Origin of the sequence: Phenylobacterium ferrooxidans, assembly GCF_042714595.1 — a bacterium.
Taxonomy (GTDB): Bacteria; Pseudomonadota; Alphaproteobacteria; order Caulobacterales; family Caulobacteraceae; genus Phenylobacterium; species Phenylobacterium ferrooxidans.
Genome location: NZ_JAOTJD010000065.1, coordinates 1 through 15214 on the forward strand (window position 1 = coordinate 1; position 15214 = coordinate 15214).

The following is a 15214-nucleotide window of genomic DNA, read 5'->3' on the forward strand; positions in this document are numbered from 1 at the left end:
CAGGGCCAGCAGGTTGGTCTGGAAGGCGATCTCGTCGATGACGCCGATGATCTGGGAGATCTGGCGCGACGACCCCTCGATCTCGCCCATGGCCGCGACGGCCTCGCCCACCACCTCGCCGGAGCGCTGGGCCTCGGCGCGCGCGCTGGAGGCGGCGCCGGAGGCCTGCTTGGCGCCTGACGCGCTGCGCCGGACAGTGGCGGTGATCTGGTCGAGGGCGGCGGCCGTCTCCTCCAGGCTGGCGGCCTGCTGCTCGGTGCGGCGCGACAGGTCGTCGGACGCGCTGGCGATCTCGTCGGCGCCGACGCCGACGCTGCTGGTGGAGGCTGAGACCGCCGTCATGGTCTCCTGCAGGGTGGTCATGGCCGCGTTGAAGTCGGTGCGGACCTTCTCGAAGGCGGGGTCGATGGCGCGCGCGATCCGATAGGTGAGGTCGTTGTCGGCCAGTTTCGACAGGCCGCCGGCGATCTCGTCCACGGCCTGAACCCGTCCGGTGATGTCGGTGGCGAACTTGACCACCTTGAGGACCTTGCGGTCGGAGTCGAAGATCGGGTTGTAGGAGGCCTGAATCCAGACCTCGCGGCCGCCCTTGCCGATCCGCTTGAACTCGGCGGCCACGAACTCCCCGGCGTTCAGCCGCCGCCAGAAGTCATGATACTCCGCGCTCTGAGCGAACTGCGGCTCGACGAACATCCGGTGGTGGCGGCCCTTGATCTCGGCGAGATCGTAGCCGAGCGCCTTGAGGAAGTTATCGTTGGCGTCGAGGATGTCGCCATCGAGCGTGAACTCGATCATGGCCTGGGCGCGGGAGATGGCCTCGATCTTGCCCTCGAAATCGGCGTTTCGCAGCTTCTGGGCGGTGATGTCAGTGGCCACCTTCACGACCTTGACGACCGCGCCCCTGGCGTTCTTCACCGGGTTGTAGGAGGCCTGGATCCAGACCTCGCGACCGCCCTTGCCGATGCGGCGATATTCCCGGGAGTCGAACTCGCCACGGCCCAGCTTGGCCCAGAAGGCGGCGTAGTCGGGGCCGCGCGCCTCTTCAGGATCGACGAACAGGCTGTGGTGGCGGCCCTTGATCTCCGAGAGGCTGTAGCCCAGCGCGGCGCAGAAGTTCTCATTGGCCGAGAGGATCGCGCCCTTGGGATCGAAGTCGATGATGGCGAGGGATCGCCCCAGGGCCTCGAGGGTCGCGGCCGCGTTCCCGCCAGATCCCGCATGGATGCCGAACATGATCTTCTCCCTCAACCTCGCCAAGCCAATCACTTGTGAACCGCAAGCATGCCTGGAAGCCGAAGGGGCCTTGAAAGGCATCCGATGCGATCGTTAGTGTCTTAAGGATGTCGTAGTGAAAGATGTCTGAGTTCCGGGAGCGCTGCGCTATCCCAATAGTGCAAGTCTATACCCGAAACGGGTATGATCTGCAGTTTTGGACTCTCCAAAACTCAATCCTGGGTGTCAATATTGCCTGATCAAGAGTTGTCGTCGCCAGACGGCCCCCCGGGGTCCCTCCGATCTCATGGGCCGGGCGGGGTGGTCCCCTTCGCATCGCGCCCCTTCATCCGGGCGACCGATCCGGGCGAGATGGCCGAAGCGCTCTGGCGCAACTACAGGGTGGGTTCGGCGCGTTTCGAGGACACCGAGGCCCCGTTCCTGGCGCTGGCCAACGGCGTGCGGCTGGAGGGCGTGCGGTTTCACTATTGCCGCTACGACACGCCGGCGCAGATCAGCTTTGTCGCGATGGGGGGCTATCGGCAGGTCTTCGTCCTGTCCGGGTCGAGCGAGTTCACGCTCGGCGGGACCAAGATGGCGCTTGGGCCTGAGTCGACCGGACTGATTCCGCCTGGTTCGGACTTCGATGCGGCCTACAGCCAGGGCTACGCCCACATCATCGCCGAGTTCGACGAGGGCGCCCTGGTCCGCAAGGCCGAGAGGCTGACGGGACGGGACTTCGCGGGTCTTCCCGATCTTCCCCTGGGCCGCGCCCTGCCGGCCGGGCGCTTCTGGAAGACCCGGGGGCTGGTGGACAACCTGGCCGACCAGTTCGCCAACGGCGCCGACGAGGCGGCCCTGCCGATCACCGAGCTGGCCCAGGCCCTGGCGAGCGCCTTCCTGATCGATCACCTCGAGGGCCATCCGGGGCTGCCCAGCCTGAGCGCCAAGGCGGCAGGCCGGCCGGCGGCTGACCTGCTGGAGGACTATATCCGTGAGAACTGGAGCCGGCCGCTGACCGTGGAGGAGATCGCCGCGGCCTGCGGTGTCAGCGTGCGCAGCGTCTTCGCCCGCTTCCGGGAGACGCTGGGAACCTCGCCCATGGCCTATCTGAGGACGCTGCGCCTGGATGAGGCGCGCAGGCGCTTGCGGGAGGGCGAGCCGGGGGTCGCGGTCATGGATGTCGCCCTGGCCTGCGGATTCGCCAGCTTCGGACATTTCGCCCAACGCTATCGGGACCGTTTCGGCGAACTGCCCTCCGAGACCGCGACCCGGTCGCGATAGCCGCCCGCCGCAAATGGAAACGGCCGCTTCCGGTGGGAAGCGGCCGTTATGGTGGAGCTTAGCGGAGTCGAACCGCTGACCTCTTGCATGCCATGCAAGCGCTCTACCAGCTGAGCTAAAGCCCCGAGGTCTCGGGTTTCTCCGGGGGCGGACTGGAAGGCCCTCCCCGAAGAGGCGCGGAACCTAGTCTGACAGTTCGCGGCGATCAAGCCCGCCTGCAAGGAAATTTGCAGGCGGCTTGTCGCAGCAAAAAGTTAGCGGTCCTCGACGTCGCCCTCGCCGGGCAGACCCTCGATTTCGGTGTCGTCGAAGTCGTCTTCGTCGTCTTCTTCCAGGAAGGGCACGTCGTCGGTGTCCTCCTCGAGGTCTTCCTCGTCCTCGGAGAAGCCGGCGAGCTCGTCCTCGGGCGTGGCGCCCGGTTCGGCGTCGTCGTCATCGTCGTCGCCGGGGATGATCGGAGCGTCGACCACTTCGTCGAGTTCCGGGGTGACGACCTCTTCTTCTTCCTCGTCGTCGTCGGCCTCCGACTTGCCGCGCACCTGGGCTTCGCCCTCGTCCTCGACCTCATGGTCGGTGGGGGCGACGCGAGAGCGGCTACGGCGGCTGCGGACAGCCTCGTCGGGGTCGAACTCGGTGGCGCATTTCGGGCAGTGGGCGGGACGACGGGTAAGGTCGTAGAACTTCGCTTGGCAGTTCGGACAGATCTGCTTTGCGCCCAGTTCGGGATTGGCCAAGGGCTAAGCCTCTAAGGGTTCGAATGAAGCCGGGTCCCTTGCCACGGGCTGGCGCCGCTGTCAAAAGCAAACCCCCTCGTGACAACAGCAAGGCCTTAAGGAGGCTTGGCATTCCCATGACGTCGGCAGGACTGACCGCGAAACGCGGCGGCCCGCTGCGGGGCCGCGTGCGCGCCCCGGGCGACAAGTCGATCTCCCATCGCGCGCTCATCTTCGGGGCGCTGGCGACGGGGGCGACGCAGATCGAGGGGCTACTCGAAGGCGACGATGTGCTGCGCACGGCCCAGGCCATGCGGGCGTTCGGCGCGACCGTGACCCATCTGGGACCCGGCGCCTGGCGGGTGGAGGGCAAGGGCGGGTTCGCCGAGCCCGACGACGTGATCGACTGCGGCAACGCCGGCACCGGGGTGCGGCTGATCATGGGGGCGGCGGCGGGGTTCCCGATCAGCGCCACCTTCACCGGCGACGCCTCCCTGCGCGGGCGGCCGATGAACCGGGTGATGAAGCCCTTGAAGGACATGGGGGCGACGTTTGCGGGGCGCAGCGGCGGGCGGCTGCCCCTGACCCTGCAGGGCGGGAGCCTCAAGCGCATCGACTACCGGCTGCCCGAGCCCTCGGCCCAGGTGAAGTCGGCGGTGCTGCTGGCGGGGCTGCATGCGCAGGGCGGGGCTGGCGTCATCGAGCCTGAAGCCACGCGCGACCACACTGAGCGAATGCTGCGGGCCTTCGGGGCGACGATCCATATCGAGGACCGCGGCGGCGAGCGCCATATCGACCTGGCCGGCGGCCAGAAGCTGACAGGGACCAGGATCATCGTGCCGGGGGATCCGTCCTCGGCGGCCTTCCCCCTGGTGGCGGCCCTGATCACCCCGGGGTCGGAGGTGACGGTGGAGGGCGTGCTGCTCAACAGCCTGCGCACCGGCCTGTTCACCACCCTGCAGGAGATGGGGGCGGACCTGACCGTCTCGAACCTGCGCGACGCCGGAGGCGAGCAGGTGGGCGACGTCACGGCGCGCCATTCCGCCATGCGCGGCGTCGACGTGCCGCCCGAGCGGGCGCCCTCGATGATCGACGAATATCCGATCCTGGCGGTGGCCGCGGCCTTCGCCGACGGCCCCACCCACATGCGCGGCATCGGCGAGATGCGGGTCAAGGAGAGCGACCGCATCGCCCTGATGGCGGCCGGGCTCTCGGCCTGCGGCATCGGGGTCGAGGAGGAGCCCGAGGGCCTGATCGTTGTGGGGGCCGCGCGCGGCAACCATCCGGCGGCGGGCGGCGCCAGCGTGGTCACCAAGGGCGACCACCGGATCGCCATGTCGCACCTGGTGATGGGCCTGGCCTCGGACGACGCGGTCAGCGTCGATGAGCCCGGCATGATCGCCACCAGCTTCCCGGGGTTCGTGGAGATGATGCGCGGCCTGGGCGGGGAGCTGGCGTGAAGCCACCGTTCATCATCACCGTCGACGGGCCCGCGGCCTCGGGGAAGGGGACGATCGCCAATCGGCTGGGGGCGCTCTATGGCGTGCCGGTGCTGGATTCCGGGCTGCTGTACCGGGCGGTCGGCGTGCTGACCCGGCGGGCGGGCAAGGACCTGGACTCAGAGCAGGACGCGGGCGGCGTGGCCATGACCCTGACCGCCGCCATGCTGGACGATCCGGAGTTCCGCACCCGCGGCGCCGGCGAGTGCGCCAGCCGGGTGGCGGTGCATTCGGCGGTGCGCCTGGCCCTGCGCGAGCTGCAGCTGGCCTTCGCCCGCACGCCGCAGGGGGCGGTGCTGGACGGGCGTGACATGGGCACCGTGATCTGCCCCGAAGCGCCGGCCAAGCTCTATGTCACCGCCACGCCGGAGGTCCGGGCTGAGCGGCGCTGGAAGCAGCTGAAGGGGCAGGGGGAAGAGGTCAGCCTGGCCGATGTCCTGGAGGACATCCGCCGGCGCGACGAACGCGACGGGAGCCGGGCCGACAGCCCCATGGTGGCCGCCGCCGACGCCGTCTTGCTGGACACCACCGAAATGACTATAGAGCAGGCCACCGATGCGGCCCGCCGCACGGTCGAGGCGGCGCGAGCCCGGTGGGAAACTTCCTGACGGGCAATCCAAACGCGCCTTTCCCTCGATGGCTGCGGGCGATTTTCACCGCGCTGGGGTCCGCCCCGACGCCTTCGGTTTGCAACCCTTAACCCGACGCCGGGACTCCGAACGCGACGAGCGTGTCGGACCAGATCCGTTTCACGGACGGCGTCATCTGAAAGACGAAAGAATATTATGGCTGACGATATGAGCCTGTCCCCCTCCCGCGACGACTTCTCCGCCCTCCTGGACGAGTCCATGGGCGGCCGCGACTTCATGGAAGGCGTGGTGGTCAAGGGGATCGTGGTCGGGATCGAGAAGGATTTCGCGATCATCGACGTGGGTCTGAAGACCGAGGGCCGCGTGTCCCTGAAGGAATTCAACCAGGAAGGCGATGATCCCGCCCCCATCGTGGTCGGCTCCACCGTCGAGGTCTTCCTCGAGCGCGTCGAGAACGCCATGGGCGAAGCGGTCATCAGCCGCGACAAGGCCCGCCGCGAAGAGGCCTGGACCCGTCTGGAAGGCGTCTACGAGAAGAACGAACCGGTGATGGGCTCCATCGTCGGCCGCGTGAAGGGCGGCTTCACCGTCGACCTCGGCGGCGCCTCGGCCTTCCTGCCCGGCAGCCAGGTCGACATCCGCCCCGTGCGCGACGTCGGCCCGCTGATGGGCAAGGAACAGCCCTTTGCGATCCTCAAGATGGACCGTCCGCGCGGCAACATCGTCGTCTCGCGTCGCGCCATCCTGGAAGAAGCCCGCGCCGAACAGCGCACCGAGCTGGTCTCCCAGCTGCAGGAAGGCGAGATCCGCGAAGGCGTGGTCAAGAACATCACCGACTACGGCGCGTTCGTGGACCTGGGCGGCATCGACGGCCTGCTGCACGTCACCGACATGAGCTGGAAGCGCGTCAACCACCCGAGCCAGGTCCTGGCCGTGGGCGACACCGTCAAGGTGCAGATCGTCAAGATCAACCCCGACACCCAGCGCATCAGCCTGGGCATGAAGCAACTGCAGTCCGACCCCTGGGACGGCGTGGAAGCCAAGTATCCCGTGGGCGCGAAGTTCACCGGCCGGATCACCAACATCACCGACTACGGCGCCTTCGTGGAGCTGGAAGCCGGGGTCGAGGGCCTGGTCCACGTGTCCGAAATGTCCTGGACCAAGAAGAACGTCCACCCGGGCAAGATCGTCTCCACCAGCCAAGAGGTTGAGGTCGTGGTCCTGGACGTCGATCCGTCCAAGCGTCGCGTCTCGCTGGGCCTCAAGCAGGCCATGGACAATCCTTGGGACGCGTTCGTCGCCGCGCACCCGGTCGGTTCGACCGTGGAAGGCGAGGTCAAGAACGCCACCGAGTTTGGTCTGTTCATCGGCCTGGAGAACGACATCGACGGCATGGTCCACCTTTCGGACCTCGACTGGACGGCGTCGGGCGAAGAAGCCATCGCCAAGTATCACAAGGGCGAAATGGTCAAGGCCCGGGTGCTGGACGTCGACGTCGAGAAGGAACGTATCTCGCTCGGCATCAAGCAACTGGCCGGCGATCCCATGGTGGGCGACTTCTTCCGCAAGGGTCAGACCATCACCGTCACGGTGACGGAAGTCACCACCGGCGGCATCGAGGTTCGCTTCGGTGAGGACGACGCCCCGATGAGCGCCTTCGTGCGCAAGTCCGACCTGAGCCGCGACCGCGCCGACCAGCGCCCGGAACGCTTCGCCGTGGGTGACCGCGTCGACGCCCAGGTGACCAATGTCGACAAGGCCGCCCGCAAGGTCGGTCTGTCGATCAAGGCCCTGGAAATGGCCGAGGAAAAGGAAGCCATCGAGCAGTTCGGCTCGTCGGACTCCGGCGCCTCGCTGGGCGACATCCTGGGCGCGGCCCTGCGCGAGAAGGCCAAGAACGACTAATCGTTCGAGCCTCTCGCAGATGTTCTAGGGAGCGGCGGATCGGGAAACCGGTCCGCCGTTTTCTTTTTCGCGAACCGCACTATCCTGAGTTGACCGCGCGGCCTATGCCTGCGTCGGGTGCTCGACGCAGATCGGCATTTCGCCAGCCAACCCTTTCCCGGCCCCGATTTGGGACAAGTGAGCCCAAGCTTTTGGCGCTGATTGTCATCACTGGGCCGTAAACCCTTTTCCTGCCTTGAACATCCTCAGGGACTCGACCATGTTCCGCAGCCGAAAGACCGGAAGAAGGCATGATCAAGTCTGAGCTGATCGCCAAGCTCGCTGAGGAAAACCCGCACCTCACCCAGCGCGATATCGAGCGCGTGGTGGGAGTGGTCCTTGAGCGCATGATCCAGGCCCTGGAGAACGGCGGCCGGGTGGAGCTGCGTGGCTTCGGCGCGCTGTCTGTTCGCTCGCGCGACGCCCGGGCCGGCCGCAATCCGCGCACCGGCGAGGCTGTCGAGGTCCGCGCCAAGCACGTGCCCTTCTTCAAGAGCGGCAAGGAACTGCGCGAGCGGCTCAACGCCGACGAATAACGTCCGATGAGCATCTTCTCCGAATTCCGCGAGTTCGTCGCCCGCGGCAATGTGATCGACCTGGCCGTCGGCGTGATCGTCGGAGCGGCCTTCAATGACATCGTCAAGAGCCTGGTGGACCAGGTGGTGATGCCGCCCATCGGCCTGCTGCTGAGCGGGGTCGACTTTTCCGACCTGCAACTGGTGCTCAAGCCGGACAACCCCATCACCAAGGCCAACGAACTGGTGGCCATCCAGTACGGCGCCTTCTTCAACACCATGATCAAGTTCGTGATCGTGGCCTGGGTGGTGTTCCTGATCGTCAAGGCGGTGAACGCCGTGCGGCGCCGCGACGCCCAGACGCCGCCGGCCGAAAAACCCGCGCCGCCGCCGCAGGAGGCCCTGCTGGCCGAGATCCGCGACCTGCTGAAGAACCAGGCCAAGTCTTGAATTCGAGGGCGCGATAGCCCTTATCGGCTCCATGACCGTGCCCACCAAGATCTGCGGACTTTCCACGCCCGAAACGGTGAGCGCCGCCGTGGCCGGTGGGGTGAGCCACATCGGCTTCATGTTCTTCGACAAGAGCCCCCGCAACATCACCCCCGACGCCGCCGAGCGGCTGACGGCCGAGGCCCGCGCCCGCAATGTGAAGATCGTGGCGGTGACCGTCGATCCGGATGACGAACTGGTCGACCGCCTGGCCGCGATCCTCAAGCCCGACCTGTTCCAGCTGCACGGCGCCGAGACCCCGGCGCGGGCGCGGGCCGTGGCCGCGCGCACCGGAGCCGGGATCATCAAGGCCCTGTCGATCTCCAACGCCCACGATCTTTCGGCCGCCAAGGCCTATGAGGCGGCGGCCGACCATCTGATGTTCGACGCCAAGGCGCCGCAGGATTCCGAGCTGCCCGGCGGCAACGGCGCGCGGTTCGACTGGACCCTGATGATGGGCCACCGCTTCCAGCGGCCCTGGTTCCTGGCCGGCGGACTGGATCCCTGGAACGTCGTCGACGCCGTGCGGCTGTCGGGCGCGCCCATGGTGGACGTTTCCTCTGGCGTGGAGCGCGGTCCCGGCCTAAAGGACCCGGCCTTGATCACGGCGTTTCTTGAAGCCGTACGCCGCGCCTGAACGTATTGCCTGAGCCCCGATCCCGAGCCGAGTGATAGTGACGTGAACGCGCCCACCGCCAAGCCCAACGACTATGCCGCCTATCCCGACGCCAATGGGCGGTTCGGGGACTATGGCGGACGTTATGTCCCCGAAACCCTGATGCCGCTGGTCCATGAGCTGGACGCCGCCTATTCGGCGGCCAAGGCCGATCCGGCCTTCCAGGCGGAACTGTCGGGTCTGCTGACCCACTATGTGGGGCGGCCCAGCCCGCTCTATCTCGCCGAGCGGCTGACCGCGCATTTCGGCGGCGCCAAGATTTATCTGAAGCGCGAGGAGCTGAACCACACCGGCTCCCACAAGATCAACAACTGCATCGGCCAGATCCTGTTGGCGCGGCGCATGGGCAAGACCCGGATCATCGCCGAGACCGGCGCCGGCCAGCACGGCGTGGCCTCGGCCACGGTCTGCGCCAAGTACGGCCTGCCCTGCGTGGTCTATATGGGCGCCGTCGACGTGGAGCGGCAGAAGCCCAACGTCTTCCGGATGAACCTGCTGGGCGCCCGGGTGGAGGCTGTGACCTCCGGCTCGGCGACCCTGAAGGACGCCATGAACGAGGCCCTGCGCGACTGGGTCACCAACGTCCACGACACCTATTACCTGATCGGCACCGCGGCCGGCATGCATCCCTATCCGGCCATGGTCCGCGACTTCCAGTCGGTGATCGGTCGCGAGACCAAGGCTCAGGTCCTGGAGGCCGAGGGCCGCCTGCCCGACGCCGTCGTCGCCTGCGTCGGCGGCGGCTCCAACGCCATCGGCATGTTCCACCCCTTCCTCAACGACGAGAGCGTCAAGCTGATCGGCGTCGAGGCGGCGGGCGAGGGCATGGAGACCGGCCGCCACGCCGCGGCCATCAATGGCGGCCGACCGGGCGTCCTGCACGGCAACATGACCTATCTGCTGCAGGACCCGGAGGGTCAGATCACCGAGGCCCACTCCATCTCGGCCGGCCTCGACTATCCGGGCATCGGGCCCGAGCATTCCTGGCTGCACGACGTGGGGCGCGCCACCTACCTCACCGCCACCGATCTGGAGAGCCTGGAGGCGTTCAAGCTGCTGGCTGAGCTCGAGGGCATCCTGCCGGCCATCGAGAGCGCGCATGCCATCGCCCGGCTAGGCGACGTGGCCCGCGACGTCGGCAAGGACGGGATCGTGGTGCTGAACCTGTCGGGCCGTGGCGACAAGGACGTGGCCACCGTCGCCGCCCACCTGGGGATGGCGATTTGACCAAGGCTCGCATCGACGCGCGTTTCGCCGCGCTGAAGGCGGAGAACCGCGCCGCCTTCGTGGCCTACGTCATGGCCGGGGATCCCGACTATGACCGTGGCCTGGAGATTCTGAAGGGCCTGCCGGCCGCCGGCGCCGACCTGATCGAGGTGGGCTTCCCCTTCTCCGATCCGATGGCCGAGGGGCCGCCGATCCAGCGGGCCGCCCAGCGCGCGCTTGCGAGCGGCATGACGCTGAACAAGACCCTGGCCATGATCGCCGAGTTCCGGAAGGACGATCAGACGACGCCGATCATCCTGATGGGCTACGCCAATCCCCTGGTGAACCGCGGCTTTGTCGCCTTCGCCCAGGACGCGGCCGCCGCCGGCGCGGACGGCCTGATCGTGGTGGATATCCCGCCCGAGGAGGCCGACCCCCTGGCCGACGCCCTGGACGCCGAGGGGCTGTCCCTGCTGCTGCTGTCCACCCCCACCAGCGACGACGCCCGCCTCAAGGTGATTGCGCGGCGGACCTCGGGCTTCGCCTATTACGTCTCCGTGGCGGGCGTGACCGGAGTGAAGGAGGCCGATGCGGCCACCGTGGCGCCCCACGTGGCCCGGGTGCGGGCCGCCGGCGGCCTGCCGGTCTGCGTGGGCTTTGGCATCAAGACGCCGGAGCGCGCCGAGGCGGTGGCGCGGGTGGCCGATGGCGTGGTGGTGGGCTCGGCCCTGGTGGAGGAGATCGCCGCAAGCCTGGCGATGAACGAAACCGTGACCACGCGGGTTCTTTCCAAAGTGGAATCCTTGGCTAAGGCTGTGCGCTTGGCGCGAGTCGCAAGCCCGACGGTGTAGTTCACATGGCGATGGCTGAGCACAAGAACGACAAGTCCCAGAAGCCGCCGAGCGTGCCCACGCCCCGTGAGCGGGGCGGGTGGCTGGCCAAGATCGCGCCGGGCGTCCGCAACCTGGTGGCCAAGCGCGAGACCCCGGAGAATCTCTGGGTCAAATGCCCCGACACCGGCGAGATGATCTATCGCTCGGACCTGGAGGCGGCCCTGTGGGTCACCCCGTCCGGCAACCACATGCGGATCGGCGCCAAGCAGCGCCTGGGCTACACCTTCGACGAGGGTGTCTATGAGCGGATCGCCTCGCCCACCGTGGTGGAAGACCCGCTGAAGTTCCCCGACGACCGCTCCTATCCCGACCGCCTGAAGTCGGCCCGCAAGACCACCGGCGAGCAGGACGCCATGGTCATCGCCTTCGGCGCCATCAAGGGCCAGGACTGCGTGGTGGTGGTGCAGGACTTCGCCTTCATGGGCGGGTCGCTCGGCATGGCTGCGGGCGAGGCCTTCATCAAGGCCGCCCAGGAAGCCGTGCGCCGCCAGGTTCCCTTCGTGATCTTCACCGCCTCGGGCGGCGCCCGGATGCAGGAGGGGACCCTGTCCCTGATGCAGCTGGCCCGCACCACGGTGGCGGTCAACGAGGTCAAGGAAGCCGGCCTGCCCTATATCGTGGTGATGACCGACCCCACCAGCGGCGGGGTGACCGCCTCCTACGCCATGCTGGGCGACATCCACCTGGCCGAGCCGAACGCCATGATCGCCTTCGCCGGCCGCCGGGTGATCGAGCAGTCGATCCGCGAAACCCTGCCTCCGGGCTTCCAGCGCGCCGAGTTCCTGGTTGAGCGCGGCATGGTGGACCGGGTGGTGACCCGCAGCGAGATGACCACCGTGCTCGGCTCGCTCCTGACGACCCTCATGATGGGACGAAACGCTTCAAAAGCCGCCTGATCCCTCGCCTCCGCCTGATCCCGTTCAGCCCTCTCCAGGCCACGCCCCATGTATGATGAGATCCGCGCCTTCGACGCGATGATCGCGCGGCTGCGCGAGGAATTCCCGTCCCTGATCGACCTGTCCACCGGGCGGGTGCTGCGCCTGCTGGAGGCCATGGGAAGGCCGCAGGACAAACTGCCGCCGGTGATCCACGTTGCCGGCACCAACGGCAAGGGCTCCACCACCGCCTATCTGCGCGCCATCGCCGAGGCGGCGGGGTTGAAGGTGCATGTGCTGACCTCGCCGCACCTGGTGCGGTTCGCCGAGCGCATCCGCATCGCGGGCGAGCTGATCGGCGAGCAGCGGCTGCGCGAGCTGATCGACACCTCCATCGCCGAGAACGACGGCGGCGAGATCAGCTTCAACGAGATCATGTCGGCCATGACGCTGAAGGCCTTCGCCCAGACGCCCGCCGACCTCTGCGTGATCGAGGTGGGGCTGGGGGGGCGGTTCGACTGCACCAATGTCTTCGACGCGCCGGCGGTCTGTATCATCACCCCGGTGGACTACGACCACCTGGAGATGCTGGGGCCCGAGCTGACCAAGATCGCCTGGGAGAAGGCCGGCATCATCAAGCAGGGCCGCCCGGTGATCGTGGCGCGCCAGATCGAGGAAGCCTTCGAGGTCATCGAGCGAGAGGCCGAGGGCCTGTCGGCGCCGATGCTGGCCATGGGCCGCGACATCGACGCCTGGGAAGAGAACGGCCGCATGCTGATCCAGACGCCGGACCGCCTGCTCGACCTGCCGCTGCCGGGGCTCTACGGCCCGCACCAGGTTGGCAATGCGGCCCTGGCCGTCATGGCCCTGCTGACCTGGGGCGACCCGCGCATCGACGAGGCGGCCCTGGCCAAGGGGGTGGCGGGCGCGGTGTGGCCGGCGCGGTTCCAGCGGCTGACGGCCGGGCCGCTGGGCGCGGCGGCGGTGGCGCGCGGCGCCGACCTGTGGCTGGACGGGGCGCACAATCCCCACGGCGGGCGGGCGCTCGCCGAGACCGTGGACCGCCTGGCCCGCGACGGGCGTCCGGTGACCCTGGTGGTGGCCCAGTATGCGCGCAAGGACTCGGTGGGCTTCTTCGAGCCGCTGCAGCGGCTCGGCGCGCGGGTGATCGCCACGACGTTTGAGTCGACCACGGCGCTCTCGCCGGAGGACCTGGCGGCAGCGGCCGTGACGGCCGGATTGACCGCCGAGACCGCGCCGGACGTGACGACGGCCACCACCATGGCCCTGGCGGTGGATGGCCCGGCCCCTCACGTGATCATCTGCGGCGGCCTGCACTTCGCCGGCGAGGTCCTGGCGCTGAGCCCCGACACCTGGCCGACCTGAGACTTTGCTCCGCTGCGCAGCGGGGTAGGAAAGCGCACTTGCACATCTCCGCTTTCTCGTTCTAGTTTTGTTCTTCAACGAGAGAGCCATCATGCCCGCTGTCCTGAACCGTGCTCGAGACTTCCTGCTGCGCAATGGCCGGCTGCTGGAGCGGCGGCTGTTTGAGCATCATTTCGAGGGGGCCTCGGCCGAGCCGGTGGTGCGGGCGCTGGCCGCCTATCAGGGGCGCGACGGCGGCTTTGGCTCGGCCCTGGAGCCGGACAAGCGCGATCCGGCGAGCCAGCCGGTGGACGTGCAGATCGCCTTCGAGATCCTCGACGAGGTCGACGCCTTCGATCCGCTGACGGCGGGCCGCGCCTGCGACTGGCTGGCCAGCATCGCCACGCCGGAGGGCGGCCTGCCCTTCGCCCTGCCCAGCGTGAACGCCGCGCCGCACGCGATCTGGTGGAAGGTTGAGGGGGAGCAGCCACCGGCCGACATCAATCCGACCGCGGCCATTGTGGGCCTGCTGCGCAAGCACGGGATAGAACACCCATGGGTGGCCAGGGGCGAGGCCTATTGCTGGTCGGTGGTGGAGGGCTCGGAGACGGACAAGTTCCACGACCTGATGCCGATGATCTGTTTCCTGGAGCACACAGGCGACCGGCCGCGCGCGCAGGCCGCGCTGGCGGTTCTGGCGCAGCGCATCCCGGGCCTGGTGGAATTGGACGCAGGCGCCGTGGGCTATGTGAAGAAGCCGCTGGACTGGGCGCCGAGCCCCTCCAGCTTCTGCCACAGCCTGTTCTCCAAGGAGGTGCTGGGCCATCACCTGGCGGCGCTGGAGGCGCGTCAGACCGACGACGGCGGCTGGCCGATCAGCTGGGAGACGGTGGGGCCGGGACCGCAGCTGGAGTATCGCGGCGTGATGACGGTGGCGGCGCTGAAGACGCTGAAGGCCTACGGGGCCTTATAGGGTCCTTCTCCCGCAAGGGGAGAAGGCCACGTCAGTTCAGATCCCGGCTTCGTTGAGCCACTCGACGATCTTCTGCTTGGGCATGGCGCCCACCTTCATCGAGGCCATCTGGCCGTCCTTGAAGAGCATCATCGTGGGAATGCCGCGCACGCCGTAGCGCGAGGGGGTGGTGGGGCTTTCCTCGATGTTGAGCTTGGCCACGGTGACCTGGGCGCCCAGCTCGGCGGCGATCTGCTCGAGCGCCGGGGCGATCTGCTTGCAGGGGCCGCACCACTCGGCCCAGAAATCGACCAGCACGGGCTTGCTGGACTGCAGGACGTCCTTTTCAAAGGACTCGTCGGTGACCGCTACGGTGCTCATCAAAAGCTCCTTAAATACCTGCGGCCTCAACGTATGAGCCGCGATGTTCGATCCGCCACATAGGCGGCGTCTGTCCTGGTATCAACCTGCGCGGCCAAGCTCGGCAAGGGTTTGGCTGATAAGTATTTCTGGGACCGCCATCAGCTTGGGCCCGTCGGTCCATACCAGGGCGGCCTCAATCGCGCGCCCCGGGAAGACTTCGGCCAGGACCGCGGCATAGATCGCCATCTGCCGCAGATAGGCCGGGTCGGCGTCCTCGATGCGGTCGGGGGAGGGACGGTTGGTCTTGAAATCGGCCACCAGCACCCGGTCAGCCAGCACCACGAGCCGGTCGATTCGCCCCGAGATGGCCAGGCCGGCGGGCAGTCTCGACGCGGTTCCGGCCAGGGCCACCTCGGCGCGGCTGCCCGGGCCGAACACCTCGGCGAAGCGGGGATCGTTCAGCACGCCCAGGGCCGCGCTGGTCATCTCGGCGCGCTGCGCGTCGGTGAGGTCGCGCTCCCGGGCCAGCAGGCGCAGGGCCGCGGCGGGGCGGGCCTCGAGCGCCAGGTCGGGCAGGATCTGCAGCAGGCGGTGGATCAGGTCGCCGCGCCGGAAGCGGCCGAGGCCCGCGACCACCG

Annotated in this window: 16 protein-coding genes and 1 tRNA gene; 12 read left to right on the forward strand and 5 right to left on the reverse strand. The window is 68.0% G+C overall.

Translation table 11 applies throughout. The features are described from left to right. Window positions 1-1233 (reverse strand): methyl-accepting chemotaxis protein (locus tag OCL97_RS21670; protein ID WP_377371781.1); only part of this gene is annotated, 1233 nt, incomplete at its 3' end. A 300-nt stretch (window positions 1234-1533) separates the two neighbouring features. On the opposite strand from OCL97_RS21670, the gene OCL97_RS21675 reads away from it, so the two are divergent. Then, the gene (locus OCL97_RS21675; RefSeq protein WP_377371782.1) at window positions 1534-2496 is read left to right on the forward strand and encodes a helix-turn-helix transcriptional regulator; all 963 of its coding nucleotides are present in this window, start codon (window positions 1534-1536) and stop codon (window positions 2494-2496) included. A 49-nt stretch (window positions 2497-2545) separates the two neighbouring features. Here OCL97_RS21675 and OCL97_RS21680 read toward each other — a convergent pair. Together OCL97_RS21680 and OCL97_RS21685 are read right to left on the reverse strand one after the other, a co-directional pair. After that, window positions 2546-2621 (reverse strand) — tRNA-Ala (locus OCL97_RS21680). A 129-nt stretch (window positions 2622-2750) separates the two neighbouring features. Then, window positions 2751-3230 carry a TIGR02300 family protein gene (locus tag OCL97_RS21685; protein WP_304776412.1) on the reverse strand — a complete coding sequence of 160 codons (480 nt, stop codon included), beginning with the start codon at window positions 3228-3230 and terminating at the stop codon, window positions 2751-2753. 116 nt (window positions 3231-3346) lie between these two features. On the opposite strand from OCL97_RS21685, the gene aroA reads away from it, so the two are divergent. From aroA to OCL97_RS21740, 11 genes are all read left to right on the forward strand, one after another. Continuing rightward, window positions 3347-4669: a 3-phosphoshikimate 1-carboxyvinyltransferase gene (gene aroA / locus OCL97_RS21690; protein WP_377371783.1), complete on the forward strand. Its 1323-nt coding sequence runs from the start codon at window positions 3347-3349 to the stop codon at window positions 4667-4669. Further along, a complete protein-coding gene (gene cmk / locus OCL97_RS21695; protein ID WP_377371784.1) occupies window positions 4666-5316 on the forward strand; it encodes a (d)CMP kinase in 651 nt (216 codons plus the stop codon). The genes aroA and cmk overlap by 4 nt, the downstream gene beginning before the upstream one ends. Before the next feature lie 6 nt (window positions 5317-5322). Next, entirely contained in the window at window positions 5323-7203 is a 1881-nt protein-coding gene (gene rpsA, locus OCL97_RS21700) for a 30S ribosomal protein S1 (RefSeq protein WP_304776502.1), read from the forward strand. Window positions 7204-7493: 290 nt separating this feature from the next. Then, entirely contained in the window at window positions 7494-7778 is a 285-nt protein-coding gene (locus tag OCL97_RS21705) for an integration host factor subunit beta (RefSeq protein ID WP_304776405.1), read from the forward strand. A gap of 6 nt (window positions 7779-7784) precedes the next feature. After that, the gene (mscL, locus tag OCL97_RS21710; protein WP_304776400.1) at window positions 7785-8207 is read left to right on the forward strand and encodes a large-conductance mechanosensitive channel protein MscL; all 423 of its coding nucleotides are present in this window, start codon (window positions 7785-7787) and stop codon (window positions 8205-8207) included. Between the two features lie 31 nt (window positions 8208-8238). Continuing rightward, a complete protein-coding gene (locus OCL97_RS21715; protein ID WP_377371787.1) occupies window positions 8239-8883 on the forward strand; it encodes a phosphoribosylanthranilate isomerase in 645 nt (214 codons plus the stop codon). Between the two features lie 42 nt (window positions 8884-8925). After that, window positions 8926-10149: a tryptophan synthase subunit beta gene (gene trpB, locus OCL97_RS21720; protein WP_304776398.1), complete on the forward strand. Its 1224-nt coding sequence runs from the start codon at window positions 8926-8928 to the stop codon at window positions 10147-10149. After that, window positions 10146-10979 (forward strand): tryptophan synthase subunit alpha, encoded by an 834-nt coding sequence (gene trpA, locus OCL97_RS21725; protein ID WP_377371788.1) that lies wholly within the window; start codon window positions 10146-10148, stop codon window positions 10977-10979. The genes trpB and trpA overlap by 4 nt, the downstream gene beginning before the upstream one ends. Before the next feature lie 5 nt (window positions 10980-10984). Then, the gene (gene accD, locus OCL97_RS21730) at window positions 10985-11917 is read left to right on the forward strand and encodes an acetyl-CoA carboxylase, carboxyltransferase subunit beta (RefSeq protein ID WP_377371789.1); all 933 of its coding nucleotides are present in this window, start codon (window positions 10985-10987) and stop codon (window positions 11915-11917) included. 48 nt (window positions 11918-11965) lie between these two features. Continuing rightward, entirely contained in the window at window positions 11966-13282 is a 1317-nt protein-coding gene (locus OCL97_RS21735; RefSeq protein ID WP_377371790.1) for a bifunctional folylpolyglutamate synthase/dihydrofolate synthase, read from the forward strand. A 91-nt stretch (window positions 13283-13373) separates the two neighbouring features. Further along, window positions 13374-14234, forward strand: coding sequence for a hypothetical protein (locus OCL97_RS21740; protein ID WP_377371791.1), 861 nt, complete (start codon window positions 13374-13376; stop codon window positions 14232-14234). A 36-nt stretch (window positions 14235-14270) separates the two neighbouring features. Here the strand turns inward: OCL97_RS21740 and trxA are convergent, their stop codons facing one another. Together trxA and OCL97_RS21750 are read right to left on the reverse strand one after the other, a co-directional pair. Further along, the gene (trxA, locus tag OCL97_RS21745) at window positions 14271-14594 is read right to left on the reverse strand and encodes a thioredoxin (protein ID WP_304776386.1); all 324 of its coding nucleotides are present in this window, start codon (window positions 14592-14594) and stop codon (window positions 14271-14273) included. 81 nt (window positions 14595-14675) lie between these two features. Beyond that, the coding region (locus tag OCL97_RS21750) for a PD-(D/E)XK nuclease family protein (RefSeq protein WP_377371792.1) at window positions 14676-15214 on the reverse strand (539 nt) is incomplete at its 5' end.

Excerpts from the sequence above, each read along its gene's own strand:
- aroA (WP_377371783.1), top strand. The coding sequence starts at position 3,347 with ATGACGTCGGCAGGACTGACCGCGAAACGCGGCGGCCCGCTGCGGGGC.
- OCL97_RS21705 (WP_304776405.1), top strand. The coding sequence starts at position 7,494 with ATGATCAAGTCTGAGCTGATCGCCAAGCTCGCTGAGGAAAACCCGCAC.
- mscL (WP_304776400.1), top strand. The coding sequence starts at position 7,785 with ATGAGCATCTTCTCCGAATTCCGCGAGTTCGTCGCCCGCGGCAATGTG.
- OCL97_RS21715 (WP_377371787.1), top strand. The coding sequence starts at position 8,239 with ATGACCGTGCCCACCAAGATCTGCGGACTTTCCACGCCCGAAACGGTG.
- accD (WP_377371789.1), top strand. The coding sequence starts at position 10,985 with ATGGCGATGGCTGAGCACAAGAACGACAAGTCCCAGAAGCCGCCGAGC.
- OCL97_RS21735 (WP_377371790.1), top strand. The coding sequence starts at position 11,966 with ATGTATGATGAGATCCGCGCCTTCGACGCGATGATCGCGCGGCTGCGC.
- OCL97_RS21740 (WP_377371791.1), top strand. The coding sequence starts at position 13,374 with ATGCCCGCTGTCCTGAACCGTGCTCGAGACTTCCTGCTGCGCAATGGC.
- trxA (WP_304776386.1), bottom strand. The coding sequence starts at position 14,594 with ATGAGCACCGTAGCGGTCACCGACGAGTCCTTTGAAAAGGACGTCCTG.